10 protein-coding genes are annotated in these 14,093 nt (G+C 54.0%); 2 read left to right on the top strand and 8 right to left on the bottom strand.

Annotation, left to right across the window (positions count from 1 at the left end; all coding sequences use genetic code 11):
- Nucleotides 1-6 precede the first annotated feature (6 nt).
- The 8 genes from QQJ86_RS09785 to QQJ86_RS09750 all read right to left on the bottom strand — a co-directional run bounded on the left by QQJ86_RS09785 (nt 7) and on the right by QQJ86_RS09750 (nt 11,179).
- The gene (locus QQJ86_RS09785) at nt 7-912 is read right to left on the bottom strand and encodes an NAD-dependent epimerase/dehydratase family protein (RefSeq protein ID WP_284320752.1); all 906 of its coding nucleotides are present in this window, start codon (nt 910-912) and stop codon (nt 7-9) included.
- Nucleotides 896-1,930, bottom strand: a complete 1,035-nt coding sequence (gmd, locus tag QQJ86_RS09780) for a GDP-mannose 4,6-dehydratase (protein ID WP_284320751.1) — start codon at nt 1,928-1,930, stop codon at nt 896-898. Before gmd ends, QQJ86_RS09785 begins: the two co-directional genes overlap by 17 nt.
- A gap of 53 nt (nt 1,931-1,983) precedes the next feature.
- Nucleotides 1,984-5,769, bottom strand: coding sequence for a glycosyltransferase (locus QQJ86_RS09775; protein ID WP_284320750.1), 3,786 nt, complete (start codon nt 5,767-5,769; stop codon nt 1,984-1,986).
- 5 nt (nt 5,770-5,774) lie between these two features.
- Nucleotides 5,775-7,316, bottom strand: coding sequence for an FkbM family methyltransferase (locus QQJ86_RS09770; RefSeq protein ID WP_284320749.1), 1,542 nt, complete (start codon nt 7,314-7,316; stop codon nt 5,775-5,777).
- The gene (locus QQJ86_RS09765; RefSeq protein WP_284320748.1) at nt 7,313-8,539 is read right to left on the bottom strand and encodes an ABC transporter ATP-binding protein; all 1,227 of its coding nucleotides are present in this window, start codon (nt 8,537-8,539) and stop codon (nt 7,313-7,315) included. The genes QQJ86_RS09770 and QQJ86_RS09765 overlap by 4 nt, the downstream gene beginning before the upstream one ends.
- Entirely contained in the window at nt 8,536-9,333 is a 798-nt protein-coding gene (locus QQJ86_RS09760; RefSeq protein ID WP_284320747.1) for an ABC transporter permease, read from the bottom strand. The genes QQJ86_RS09765 and QQJ86_RS09760 overlap by 4 nt, the downstream gene beginning before the upstream one ends.
- A 123-nt stretch (nt 9,334-9,456) precedes the next feature.
- Nucleotides 9,457-10,635, bottom strand: coding sequence for a trans-sulfuration enzyme family protein (locus tag QQJ86_RS09755; RefSeq protein WP_284320746.1), 1,179 nt, complete (start codon nt 10,633-10,635; stop codon nt 9,457-9,459).
- A gap of 280 nt (nt 10,636-10,915) precedes the next feature.
- On the bottom strand, nt 10,916-11,179 hold the full coding sequence (locus QQJ86_RS09750) for a hypothetical protein (RefSeq protein WP_284320745.1): 264 nt from the start codon (nt 11,177-11,179) through the stop codon (nt 10,916-10,918).
- Between the two features lie 137 nt (nt 11,180-11,316).
- Between QQJ86_RS09750 and QQJ86_RS09745 the strand changes: the two genes are divergently transcribed.
- Entirely contained in the window at nt 11,317-12,831 is a 1,515-nt protein-coding gene (locus tag QQJ86_RS09745; RefSeq protein WP_284320744.1) for a glycosyltransferase, read from the top strand.
- On the top strand, nt 12,797-14,083 hold the full coding sequence (locus QQJ86_RS09740) for a glycosyltransferase (protein WP_284320743.1): 1,287 nt from the start codon (nt 12,797-12,799) through the stop codon (nt 14,081-14,083). The genes QQJ86_RS09745 and QQJ86_RS09740 overlap by 35 nt, the downstream gene beginning before the upstream one ends.
- The last annotated feature ends 10 nt before the right edge of the window (nt 14,084-14,093 follow it).

The raw sequence follows: 14,093 nt of genomic DNA, 5'->3' as shown, positions 1-14,093 counted from the left end.
GGAGCCTTATTCACTTGCCTCGTACATCCACTGCAGCGTTTGCCGCAACGGAATCATGTCCAACGGACCGATCAATCTGGCCAACTTCGCGTTGGAACCAGCTAATCTCGCCACCTCGTTAGCTCGAACGAATGCAGGGTTGACGCGCACTTCCATGCGATAACCTGCCAGATCCTCCATCATCCCAATGACTTCGTTAAGCGTATAGGCATGACCGGAGCAGAGATTGACGACCTCGCCGACTGCGTCTGCATCGAGCAGCTTCCGGTACGCACTGGCCACGAACCTTACGTCTTGGAAGTCGCGCGCAACATTGATGTTGCCTAGCTCAATCATCGGTGCACGACGTTGAAAATGTGAAACGATCTTGGGAAGCAGGTACTTTTCTGACTGCCCTACGCCCGTGTAGTTAAAGGGACGCGTCAGGACGATGGGCAGGCGATCGGTCCAAAGGCGCGCCATCTGCTCCATCGCGAGCTTGCTGACCGCATAATCATTGGCCGGAGCCGCAGGCAAGTCTTCGGTCAGGAGCGATACGTCACTGTTGCCATAAATATTGGCGCTACTCGCCAATATCACTGTGCGCGGCCGATGACTACTGGAGGCTAATGCTTCCAATAGATTGCGCGTACCTACGATATTGGTACGATAAATGGCGTCCGCATCGCCATGCGCAACAAAAGCGATGGCGGCAAGATGTATCACCACGTCGGGCATCAGATTCCCTACAGCCATGATCGTAGCCTCGCGATCGCATAGATCGACCTCAACGTTTCCGGCAGCGGGGCCGTGCGACAAGCCCACCACGTTGTAACCCGCAGCCATCAGCTCAGCCGAAACGTATTTGCCGGTAAAGCCAAGGCTTCCGGTCACCAGTGCAACTGGTTGCGAACGATCAGAAGGACTGGCCACGTTCGTTCCGTTGAAGGTCCGCAGCGACCATCATGCGACACAACTCTTCAAGGCTCGTCTTCGGCTCCCACCCTAATTTGGCTTTGGCCTTAGCCGGATCACCGATCAACAGGTCGACCTCTGCTGGGCGGTAATACCTGGGATTAATCACCACCATAGCACGGCCGGTTTCACGACAAATGCCACGCTCACCTTCCCCCTCTCCTCTCCAGTCAATCGTGATGTCCACGCCCTTGAAAGCCATGGCCACGAAATCACGGACGGTTTCTGTACGGTTGGTCGCCAATACGTAGGTATCGGGCTCGTCCGCCTGCAGCATGCGCCACATGCCTTCGACATATTCCTTTGCGAAGCCCCAGTCGCGCCTGGCGTCGAGATTTCCGAGCTCGAGCCGATCCGTGCGACCCAACTTGATCTTGGCCACTGTGTCGGTGATCTTTCGAGTCACGAACTCTCGGCCACGCAGCGGTGATTCGTGATTGAACAAAATCCCGCTGCTACCAAAAATCCCATAGGACTCGCGATAGTTCACCGTCATCCAGTGAGCATAGAGTTTGGCAACACCGTACGGACTGCGCGGATAGAAAGGGGTGTCTTCCTTCTGAGGAACCGCCTGCACCTTACCAAACATCTCAGACGTCGACGCCTGATAGAAGCGGACTTTCGGATTGACGATACGGATCGCCTCGAGAAGGTTCAATGTACCTACCGCCGTGATTTGCGCGGTCAGCACGGGTTGGTCAAACGAGACGCCCACAAAGCTTTGGGCAGCCAAGTTGTACACCTCGGTAGCCTCGGTCTCCTGCAATAGGCGGATCGCAGAACCAAGATCGGTCAGGTCATACTCAACCAAATGCAAGTTCGGCTGCTTGTCGATGCCGAGCTCTTCAATCCGCCAGAAATTGACGGAACTCGTGCGCCGATACGTACCATAGACGGTGTATCCCTTTTGAAGAAGCAGTTCGGCGAGATAGGCACCATCCTGGCCGGAGATGCCAGTGATAATCGCAGTTTTCATGGAGCTTTTTCCTGATTTCATAATTAATCCAGTGGCGATGACTTACGGCGTGTCTAACCCGGCGACCAGGTTTTGTAAGACGACTTTCCCGTGACTGCGTCAAGAAACCGCTCGGCACTTGTCGCCCACGAATTTACGGCAACGGCCGCCTGATTCGGGACTGCCCCATTTCGAACGGCGTCGAGCGAGCGCTCAATAGAATCCGCTAGATCTTTGGCGGAGTCTCCCGAGAAGTAGAAGATTCCATCTCCACCAACCTCTCGGAATACGGGAATATCCCGAGCAAGTACTGTTACCCCGCGCATCGTCGCTTCGATGATTGGCAGACCAAAGCCTTCACCACGCGACGCCACAAGCAACAGATTGGCCGAATCATATAATTGATCAAGAAGCTCGTCGCTTGCAGCGGAGAACCAAGTCACGCCAGAGGCTGCAATCACTTCATTGCCCAACCGCTCGATTAACTGCTCAACACACCAACCTTGCTTACCGACGATTACCAAATTTGCGTTGACATTTCGCTCGCGCAATTTGACGAACGCGTCGAGTACCTGATCGTGCCCCTTTCGGGGTTCGATCGTACCCACCATAAGTACTAGGTTTCCGTTGTGGCGCAACCACCTTAGGCGCTCCTCTTCTTCAGGGGACATGCCGCGAGATGGCACACTGGCCTGGACGTCAGCGCCTAAATGAAACCAGGAAAGTTGCAGTGGAATTTTACGTCCGGTCGTGGGTAGCCACGCTGCGAACTCATCCGCCACAGATCGCGAAATGGCCACAATCCTGTCCGCGATAGTTGCCACTGTCGGATACCAACGTCCCAAGATTTCCGTCGCGTTGGCTGGAAACCATTCGGGACGTGCCACAGGTAGCATGTCGTAAAGCACGAAAGTGATTTCAACGCCTTTCGCTCTTAATGTACTGAAGAATTCCGAGGCTGTGATAACGGTAGGTGCTAGATCGAGGCCAACAAATAGGTCACCCGTAGTGGCATCCATCGGATCATCGTCCAGGCCCATGTCTGGGCAGCCGAGAAATGCGCATGTAAAACGACGGGCATAGCGATAGACGCCATCTCCGTTACTGTAGACAGGCTCAATACGCCAGCCAGTTTTGTTTTGCGTTAGTAACTCACTGAGAATGCTGCGTACTACACGTTGGATTCCAGTGCGCGCATCGGTTCGAGCCAATTCCGAGACATCCAGCAACAACTGAGGGTGGGAAGTAAGCGGCCCTAGTAACGGTGCGAGACCGAGTGCCACGGCGTCGCGATCAGTGCTCGTTGGTTCGACGGTTGAACGGATAGCTGATAGCTGATCGACGGCGTGTTTTAGAATTCGACGAGAGCTGCGCTCGTACAATGCGTCAATGGTCAACGAGTACTGTTTGGCAATACGCGCAGGATCATGCAGCCTTTCCAAATAGTCTCTCCCGGCCCTAGCCAGTGCCGAACGAGTCTCTTTGGAATCAATCAGCCGACCAATGCTAGTCGCAAGGTCCTCGACACTGAATTCATCCTCAAGCGTTATCACTGTCTCGCGTGGCAATTCGGCCAACGACCCATGCGCGTTGACGATGGTTGGAATCCCCCACGCCATACAATCAAGGACTGCTGCAGACGTCTCGCCACGCGACTGCCGTCTCAATTGGACGGCTATATCTGCGGATGCGAGCCAATGACGATAAGTTTCCGCATCCGCAAAGCCCGTTATGAATACATTCTCAGCGCCGACTGCCCTTGCACGCTCATAAAGCATAGTCTGCCAAGCTAAATCCGCAGCCTTGCCGACAAAAACGAGCTTACAGTCGGCGCGATGACCAAAGGAAGTCAGCCACGCTTCGAGCAACGACTCATTGCGCTTGTTGGCGCTAAGCATCCCGAATGAGGCGACCACCAACTGCCCATCGTCCAACCCAAGTACGCGCCTAGCTTCAGCGCGATCAACAGTGTGCTGTACCTTGCGGAGAAGAGGTATTTGAGCAAAACACGCTGCCTTGTCGCCGCCGTACCATTCATTGGCGAGCGTACGACTGTGCGTGGAATGGACTATCACCCCGTCGGCGGCAGCAACCACGCTCCAGTTACAAGGAAATTTATACGCGATGGCATATTGGGCCGTAATACTTTGGTCAACCGCCTCGCCGAGCATCTTCAACGCGTAATAACCGTGCCCTTCATACAGCGCCTGCTGCCATAGGCCCGGAATTCGACCCTTTTCCTGGAGCCATTGATGAAGATTGCCGAGGTAAAAATCGTGCAACACCACAGTTCCACCAACTTTCGCCAGCACATCAAACATGTGACCGTGAAATTCAGAGTTACCAAAATGATAAAGCACTCGATCAAAGCGTTTGGCGTTGGCTAGAAACCAAGGCACATCTCGCACTGGTACAACTAAGCCATCGAGATTAATTGGTCTATCAATATCATCAACGACCAATTCGATATCGTAATAAGCCACCAGTTCCGGTAATAATTCCGCGCTGAAGTCGGCGATACCAGACTGCTGCGGCGGCAATGGTGACAAGTACGCCAACTTGGGCTTGCCACGTCGGGCTGGGACTTGTCTAGCTGCGAGAACCTCGGCGCACCGAGCACCAACGGCCATCTCTATACCCTTCCACGCTTCGGTGCCGGTTCGCTTCCAAGAGAATTGCTTGCTGCGCGAAAGCCCATTCGAAGCAAGTCGTTCTCGCAACGCATCGTCCGACAGAACGCGAATGATAGCGTCGGCGATGGATTGCTTGTCTCGCGGATCAAACACCACCCCGTCCAAACCAACCACCTCCGGCAAGCTAGAAGTCTTGGACACGATGACGGGTGCCCCCACAGACATCGCCTCCAACACCGGCAAGCCAAATCCCTCGTGCCAAGATGGAAACACGAATAGCTCGCACAAGCCGTACAGCGCAAGCAGATCCTCATCAGTCACAAAGCCAGTGAGAACTAACGCATCATTGGGCAAGCCGACGCGTCGTGCAAGGGCACGTAGACGCTCGAACTCTTCCGGTTGCACTTTGCAGACGATCGCCAGCTGATGCGACTTCGCGATGCGGCCCGTTGTCGCAAATGCCTCGATCAACAGATCGATGTTCTTCCGGTGATCTATTCCGCCGGTGTACATCACAAATGGCTTCTTGAGCTTTAACCTCGCACGAACCTCGCGCTCCGCACTCTCCGGCATAACAACCTGCGGAGCGTAGCGCTCATTCACAGCCGCAGAGATATTTAAGACGCAATCGGGCGCATATTCCAACGCACCAAGAATCTCCTGGCGCGAGCTGTCGGATATGGCTAGCAGGACATCGGCCCGGGCCAGCCCCCTAAGGACATTCAGATACCAGTTGCGCAGCCGAGGGTCGCGAAGATAAATATCCGGGTACGTGTAAGGAATAAGGTCATAAACAACCACCACCGTAGCAATGGCGATATCGGCGGATGGAAGCGAGCAGACACAGTCGTCAATCCAACCTTCAAAAGGGCTGAGAAGAAGAAAGCAGTCGGGCGCAATCGATGCGATTAAGGCATCACGTACCAACTGGCTTGCCTCAATTCGCCACGCGTTACCCTCATCCCCTGCGTTACGAGGCGACGGAGAGGTCCAAACGTGGATATCTTGGGGATCCACCTTCGTCTTCAATTCCCGGCGCAACTCGATCGCGGACTCCTCCATGTCCCCGTTGATAAGGAAGGAGATGCGTCGGCCGTCAGCCTGGCTTATCAATGCATGCACGAGTGAATTGGCATAAATGCCAATCCCCCGCTTTCCATGCTCAACGCTCTGACACGCTTGCAAATCGATGAGCAAATGCATGGGTAAATTATTTTTCTGATCCATAGACGTCACGATGACTTCGTTGCTCTGTCGAGCATCGAGCGAACCTCTCGCGCTCGTGCAGGCAAGTGCGTATATCTGCGGGGCACCACCGCCCGCGGAATAGGCGGCAGGGGCTGCGGCTTAGCATCACCGACTACAGTGCGAACCAAGCGAGCCTTGAGTCCAGGCGTAGCACTTAGAAGAACGGAGCCTATTCGGCGTAGCGCAGGGCGATTTGTAGCTGCGATAAGAAGCCGAGTCAATTTGGCGTTGCTAGGCCGAACGTTTCCAATCCACTCACCGCGTACCAGAGCACGCAGCACACGCGCGATGAAACGCGGCCCTTTCGTTAGGCGCCACGAACGACTAAGAAGAATCTGCTGAAGCTTGGCGTCGATCGCATGCTCACGATTCATAACATCAAGCAACGCTGCTTGCACATTGTGTGCAAAGCCGAGTCGTTCATGCACGCGTTCGATCGCCTGGTCCACGCTATTGAGTCGCTGGGCTAAGCGCTCCAATTGCTCATCGACGTTACCGTGAGCACGCTTCTTGAACGCTTCTTCGAAGCGATTGCCAAAAGCTGCGAGTCTTTCGTCCAGTCCATTTAGGATATCGGTCGACATGCTCTGTTCGAAGTGCTTGCCAAAAGCCACGAGTCTTTCGTCCAGTCCATTCAGAATATCGGCCGACATGCCCTGTTCGAAGCGCCTGCCAAAAGCCACGAGTCTTTCGTCCAAACCATTCAGGATATCGACCTGCATGTTCTCCAGGCGTTCCGCCCTGGCAGCGACGGCATGATAGCTCTCATTAACTCGTTGCGACTCCGCTCGCTCAAGCTCAACTTCTTGGGATAGACGATCCATTTGTGTACGTGTCCATGATTCAGAATAGCTTACGAAGTCGTCAAAGAAGTTGGGGGGTCGCGAGAAATACGTAATGCGATCCTCGTGCTCTAGGGCCACATAAAACCGATTTAATCCGTCGTCGTAGGCAAATATGTAATTTGCATCTAGCAGCAAGTGCTCCCATTCGCCAAATGTCGGCTCTGGGGAATTTGGCTTAGTGGCCTCGACCAAGATGATCCAAGGGCGAAAGCGATTCAAATCCAGGCTCCGAAGCACGGCGGCCTCAGCACCCTCAACATCGACTTTGAGAAAGTGCACGTCCTTCGGTCCGTAAGTCCGAAAGACCGCATTCAGCGTATGCGCCTTCAGCCGCTTTTTGACGACACTCCAGCCTTCTTTCGCGTAACGCCTGGCGTAATCCTGACTTACTGTCGAGAGGCCGGTGTCCTCGACATCATAAAGTTCGATATAACCAGGCTCGTCGGAGATTGCTGTATTGAGATTAATGTCCTGGGGCCGATCATCGCAAATCAGACGAAACCAGCGTTCTACTGGCTCGATATTTACGCCGTGCCATCCGCGCGACTGAAACGCCTTGGTCACCGAACCATTGATTGGATGCTGCGCCCCCACGTCTATATAAAAGCCCTCGCCAATGTCAGCGAGAGCACGAACAAGCATGACGTCCTCGTAATTTTGGGCATACGAGATCATGCTCATGCGCGCAACACCTTGATGGTCGGCGGAATCCACGCGAGTCCCACAAAGCCTGGCTTATCCAAATTGGTCACGGAGAACGTGAGCGCAAGGTCGCGCCATTCGTAATTGTTGACCAAATGGGTGTCCGTGCTTACCAGCGCGGTGGAAATGGAGTAGTGACCTGGCCCGAGGTTGGCGGGGAAATCGACAAGAAACTCAATGGATTCACCGCACTTGATGTCAGACACTACTTGTTTCGTATGGAACGTATTGGTTCCGTAGACCTGCTGCCCGGTTCGATCCTTGATCATGTAGCCCAGCACGAGATGCGGTACCGCCACCTGTGCGGAAACCTTCACACGTAGATGCAAGGGTTGCCCCACCGCCACAAACTCGACCGGCTCCCCAGCTCCGTTGTATAGCGCGATACTCGACACTTGGACTTCCCCGGTGCCGGATATCGTCTGAGTTCGCCCGTCCGCCTTAACTTCCGTGCGGATTTTATTATTTTCTTTATCCGCGATCAGGGCATTGTAATAATCCATGATCGCCTCGGGTTCGCCGTCACGGATAACACGACCGTGTTCCAGCAGAATGGCTCGTGTACACAGCGCCTGGACAGCCGCCTTGTCGTGGGAAACGATAAGCAACGTGGTGCCCGCCTTCTGGAATTCGCGGATACGCGCAAAGCTCTTGTGCTGGAAGTAGGTATCGCCAACCGACAGCGCCTCATCAATGATGAGCACCTCTGGGCGGAATGCCGTCGCAACACTGAAGGCAACGCGCATGGCCATGCCGCTGGAATATGTGCGCACGGGCTCATCGAAGTAGGGCCCTATTTCCGCAAAATCCTCGATCGCAGCGATGACCCCATCGACATCTTGGCGGCTAAAACCCATAAGCCCAGAAGAATGATAAACATTCTGACGCCCGGTCAAATCCGGATTGAAGCCCATGCCCAGCTCGAGGATGGCAGCAATTCGCCCAAAGTACGTAACGGCCCCTTCACTAGCACGTGAGGTACCCGTGATGATTTTCAGCAATGAGCTTTTACCGGCGCCATTCTCCCCAACGATACCGATGGCCTCCCCTTCCCTTACGGAGAAGGAGATATCGCGAAGAACCCATTTTTCGTGCCGACTCTGACTCTTAAAGCCAAACCAGTTCGCAAAACGTGACCATTCTGAAGAATAGTCCCGATAGGCCTTCCCGACCTTTTCTACCCTCAACACCTCGCGCGTCATAGCACATCCACCAGTTCCGGTGCAGCCTTACGGAACATATACAGGGCCAATCCTAGAAAAACGAGGCTTCCCACCAAAAGTAAGCCCAAGCGCACAAAAGGCGGCATTTGCTGGAACAGAAGAACATTTTGATAGCCCTGTATCACTGGCGCAACAGGGTTGAACGCGACAACACGCTGAAACTGTTCCGGAAGAACATCGGCAACATAGACGATCGGCGTCATCCAGAACCACAGCTGCAATACAACGTTCATAACTTGTCCGACATCGCGAACAAAGACGTTGATGACGCCAAGCACCAGACCAAGCGCCGCCGCGAAAACGAGCAAAGCCATGGTTAGCACCGGCACCCAGAGAATGAGCCAAGTTACTGGGTGATTTGTGATCAAAATGATCAACAGGGTCGCCATCAGCAGTAGCGCATGATTTACCAGCGCTCCGCCCAGGGTAATGACCGGTATGCAAATCCGCGGAAACGCAATTTTCTTCATCAAGCCTGCGTTATCCACAAACATCGTCAGGCTACGGGACACCACCTCAGCAAAAAGCGACCAAGGCACCATCCCGGCGATCAGATAGACCGCATATGAAAGATGAGCGCCCTTTCCTGCTGGAAGCCTTGCCGCAAGAAGGGATGAAAGCACGATGGCGTAAATTGCCACCTGCGCCAAAGGCTGCAATATCATCCACGAAGCACCCAGCTTACTGCGATTAAATCGGGTCCTCAGATCCGCCTTAATCGCTGAAATCATGAAGTGGCGATATCGCCATAGGGCAAGCAACATTTGATTCATCGTCGATAACACTCAATCAGGTTTGCACCAGTCTCACTCGCAAAGGTGAAGACCAGGTTTTGGACGAACGGCCTACCAAGGCAGCGAATTGACAGTAGGCACGAATCTAAAAGGCGCTGTAAATTAGATTTTCAGCGCGCCGGCAAGCTCGTCCTTTAAGTCCTTTATATCCTCCACGCCGACCGACAAACGGATTAATCCGTCGCTGATGCCGAGTCTCTTGCGGTTCGCCACAGGTACTGAGGCGTGAGTCATGATCCCTGGATGTTCAATCAAACTTTCGACCCCACCCAACGATTCTGCCAACGCGAACAATTCACAACGTTCAAGCATGCGCCGGGCCTTCTTAAGCCCACCTTTCACCTCGATCGTGATGATGCCGCCGAAACCGTACATCTGCCGTTTGGCTAGCGTGTGCTGCGCATGGCTCTTGAGGCCCGGATAAATCGTCCGCTCGACTGAGGGGTGCTTTTCCAGCCATTGCGCCAACTCCAGCGCGTTGGTGCAATGCGCCTTCATGCGCAAATGCAGGGTCTTTAGGCCACGCATGGCGAGGAAAGCATCGAACGGGCCGGCAATCGCGCCGACTGAATTTTGCAGGAAAGCCATCTGCTCAGCCAGTTCCTTACTGCCAGCGACAACGATGCCGCCAACCATGTCGGAATGACCATTGAGATACTTGGTCGCCGAGTGCAGAACCAGATCTGCGCCAAGCTCCAGCGGCCGCTGAAGCATAGGCGAACAGAAAGTATTGTCGACCACCAGCATCAATCCATTCTTCTTAGCGAAGGCGGCAACCTTAACCAAGTCGACTAGCTTAAGCATTGGATTGGTCGGGGTTTCAGCCCAGATCATCCGCGTATTGGGTCTGAGCGCAGCCTTCAGCGCCTGGGCATCATTGAGATCTATGAAGCTGAATTCCAGACCGGCGGAACGGCCGCGGACCCGTTCGAAGAGTCGATAGCTACCGCCATAGAGATCGTCCATGGCGATAACGTGGCTACCCGAGTCGAGCAGATCCAGCACAGTTGCCGCCGCAGCCAACCCCGAAGCGAACGCGAACCCGGCCACGCCGCCTTCCAAGTCCGCCACACACCTTTCATAGGCCATGCGGGTGGGGTTTTGGGTACGCGAATATTCAAACCCCTTATGCTTCCCTGGACTTTGTTGCACGTAGGTGGACGTGGCGTAAATGGGTGTCATAACAGCCCCTGTGCTCGGGTCCGGCTGCTGCCCGGCGTGGATAGCTCGGGTGCCCAAGCCCAGTGCATTCGTCTTGCTTTGACTCTTAGAGGTTGTCATGGCGTGAAAGCTGGGCCTTCCTGAGGATAAAACGCCAATCTTAACCTGCTAGGCGACTATTACCGAAGGGACCCCAGTAAAGAACATCGCTGCAGCAAGCGATCCTTCAGTCTCCGTACGAAAATAGGCAAGCGATCCATACGGTTGCGAATGGAAAGAAACCATCCGCCACAGTGCTTAAGCAAGGATCGGGTCTATGCGCGTACGCCTTTTACAACACGCTGCAACTATCTTCTATCAGGGAGATGCCGTCGCAGCCCGCCACCTCCTATCGAAGCAGTCAGGGCCACCAATATTTCGCGCAGCCGCCGCGATAGCCATCTTGCTCAGCCTTACCACTGAGACGTAACGATTGGTAAAACTCCAGCAAGTACGGCTGACGACAAAACCGCTCATCGAAGCCCTTTCGTTGCATTGCCCAATTCTCGCCTTCAATGAAAGCCCCTCCGACACCCATCGACTCGAGCTGCGAAGCCAAGCAAATAACTGGCGCCCCAAAGTTACGCGCCAATGATGGCAACACCTCTCCCAACGTTTGAAACATTTCAACGCTCTAGCAGCAGCAGGCCTCCATTTCACTCTTGCACCGCAGCGTTCCTATGTGGAGGCAGTAGTGCAAAGTTACGACCACTGCTGGCCTCGATTGATAGGATGATGCTCCATGATTTCAGACGGACCCGTATGAAATTTCTCCTGTATGCGCAAGCCTACTCTTTCGGCATCGAAGACCTGCCAGATGCGGTCGATCACAGCGGTTTCTCTCTCCTGAGCGCCTTCTCCGAGATCCTGCGTGATTTGGGCGAAGTTGCCCAAATCCACCACATAGAGGAAGCCGAGCACGCCTACAAGCAATGCCTGGAAAAAAATGAGGCGTGCCTGCTGCTCTCGTTTACACCGCCGTATATAACGCCTATTACACTGAATTGTCCGGTTATACCTGTCTTTGCATGGGAATACGGCAACATCCCCGAACAGATCGAAGAGCGGTGCTGGCTGGATAATCCGCGCCATGATTGGCGCTTCGTTCTATCCAAGGCCAAGGGCGCCATTGTCCTGTCCACCCATGCACGTGATGCAATCCGGCGAAGCATGGGCCCTACGTATCCTGTCTTAGCGGTGAGCTGGCCGCTGCCCCTTCCTCCTAAGGATCGGACTTTCGGCTTCCTTCCTGTCCCAAATTCGGAACGAGGAGCAATTCTCTCAATACACGCTGCTGTAGCGGATAGTCATCAAATGGGACTCGACGCCGATGCCATTGTCTGCGAGGAAAATGACGATACGCCATCTTTGGATCCTGCCGATATCCTCGATCTTCCCGCTCTCAATCACAATTCACAACGCATCCTAAACGACTCCCATGAAAACTCAGCGGCGACATCGCTGATAGAGCCGGGGCTCATTCCTCCACCACATTGCAGCTGGGATTTTCCTCCGATCACGGACATACGGATGCGCCTGCGTGGCACCGTTTACACGGCGACGCTTGCACCGTCGTTGGAACAAGACAACTGGGAAGATCTTGTTACTGGCTTCTGCTGGAGTTTCCGCAATTCCGAAGATGCCACCTTGATGCTCGTCGTCGACGACCCAGTTCCGTTCGCTTGTCACACCAAGCTTGTCTCGCTTCTGACTAAGCTCTCGCCATTCAAGTGTCGCGTGCTGGCCATCTATGGCCTACCTTCGGCCGATGAATATGCGGCACTGATACGCGCCACCACCTATTGCGTAAACACGTCCCATGCGAGCGGAAATTGTCGGCACATAGCCAACTTTCTCGCTGCCGGAGTACCTGCCATTGCTCCAGCACACACGAGTCTAAGTGACCTCATCAGCGCTGATAACGCATTCCTGGTCCGCAGCATACCCGGCCTTCCTAGAGTCTGGCCGCATGGCGATCGTGACACCTATCGCACGTCTTGGCACCAGATCGACTGGCAATCGCTCACTGATGCATTCCATAAGAGCCACATCTTGGCCACCGAACAGCCAGCCATGTACCTCGCGATGAGTCGCTTAGCGAGGGAGCGCGCAATTGCGCACTGCAGCAGCGACGTGATCAAGATCGAGCTCCAGCAGTTTCTGCGCGACACTATCGCTGCAAGCCTAATCGTGCATCACGATCAGCATAAACAACCTTTCACGACGACTCCGGGCAGGAACCATGATACTGCTTGTCTACACCAGCACAGCCGATAAAGACCTGATCAAAAAGCTGGGATGCCGAGAATACAGTTATCGCTTCGTCATCCGTGAATTCATGCCGTTGTTGCAAGAGTTCGGCAAAGTTATCGACATTAGCCACCCCGAAAAGGAGGTCGACGTCATCTATTCCTCGTACCTAGCTCAGGGCGAACAATGCCTGTTTCTATGCTTCATGCCTCCGGGAAAAACTCCGATCCGCCTCAGGTGCCCGACTATTCCAGTTTTCGCTTGGGAGTACGACATATTGCCGAGCGAGCCGTTCCGAGGGCGCCCCCGCAATGATTGGACCAGAGTGTTGGCCCGATTAGGCACAGCCATCACGCATTCCAGTTTCGTCGTCGAAAGCACTAAAGATCTGCTTGGACAGAACTTTCCCATAGCAAGCATTCCCGCACCACTTTGGGATCGCATGCAGCACCCTCGTGACACTCCCATCAATCCCCCTTGCCTCACCCTCCAAGGATTGATCATCGACAGCAGAAAGATTGAGTTGTCCTCCTACACGAGAACCGCTCTGAAGGCCACTCCCGCACATGAGATGCATGTACTCGCAGAACCCGCCACTGAAGCTGTAACGATAGCCCTAGAGGGGATCGTCTACACGGCCATCTTCAACCCGCACGATGGACGTAAGAATTGGCGAATCATGATATCCGCCTTCTGCGAGGCCTTACGCAACAAAGATGATGCAACATTGCTTATTAAGTTGACACATCATGATGCCAATCAAGTTCTGCCGGCAATGCTGCAGCAAATTTATCAGATGGGCCAGCTCAAATGCCGTGTTCTTCTCATCCATGCCTACTTGTCTGACAAGACATACGGCGAACTCATAAGTTGCACCACTTATACGTTGAACACGTCTCATGGCGAGGGCCAGTGTCTTCCATTAATGGAATACATGTCTTCAGGCATACCTGCCGTGGCACCTCGTCATACTTCAATGCTTGACTATATCGACGACCACTGCGCCTTCGTCGTCGAGTCTTCTGCGGAAATCAGTTGTTGGCCCCACGACCCACGTCAGGTTTTTCGAACACTGCGCCAACGCATCCATCATGACTCACTAGTTAACGCCTTCCGGACGAGTTATTACGTAGCCAAATATGAGCCCGGCACCTATGGGTACATGAGTCAGTCTGCTCGTCAGTCGTTGAAGCGATACTGCTCCATGGATGTAGCTCGATCGAGATTTCGGCAACTCCTATCAGCAAGGCTCGCCAAGCCGACAATGGAAATTGCGTAGTGGCATCGAT

The sequence above is a fragment of the Dyella acidisoli genome, assembly GCF_030160295.1.
Lineage (GTDB): Bacteria > Pseudomonadota > Gammaproteobacteria > Xanthomonadales > Rhodanobacteraceae > Dyella_B > Dyella_B acidisoli.
Note: the sequence above shows the minus strand (reverse complement) of the source record. Positions and strands in the feature narration are given on the sequence as shown.

Bases quoted from the DNA above. Each gene is read 5' to 3' on its own strand.
- QQJ86_RS09765 (WP_284320748.1), bottom strand. From the start codon at position 8,539: ATGACGCGCGAGGTGTTGAGGGTAGAAAAGGTCGGGAAGGCCTATCGG.
- QQJ86_RS09755 (WP_284320746.1), bottom strand. From the start codon at position 10,635: ATGACAACCTCTAAGAGTCAAAGCAAGACGAATGCACTGGGCTTGGGC.
- QQJ86_RS09775 (WP_284320750.1), bottom strand. From the start codon at position 5,769: ATGGATCAGAAAAATAATTTACCCATGCATTTGCTCATCGATTTGCAA.
- QQJ86_RS09770 (WP_284320749.1), bottom strand. From the start codon at position 7,316: ATGAGCATGATCTCGTATGCCCAAAATTACGAGGACGTCATGCTTGTT.
- QQJ86_RS09740 (WP_284320743.1), top strand. From the start codon at position 12,797: ATGATACTGCTTGTCTACACCAGCACAGCCGATAAAGACCTGATCAAA.
- QQJ86_RS09745 (WP_284320744.1), top strand. From the start codon at position 11,317: ATGAAATTTCTCCTGTATGCGCAAGCCTACTCTTTCGGCATCGAAGAC.
- QQJ86_RS09760 (WP_284320747.1), bottom strand. From the start codon at position 9,333: ATGAATCAAATGTTGCTTGCCCTATGGCGATATCGCCACTTCATGATT.
- QQJ86_RS09750 (WP_284320745.1), bottom strand. From the start codon at position 11,179: ATGTTTCAAACGTTGGGAGAGGTGTTGCCATCATTGGCGCGTAACTTT.
- gmd (WP_284320751.1), bottom strand. From the start codon at position 1,930: ATGAAAACTGCGATTATCACTGGCATCTCCGGCCAGGATGGTGCCTAT.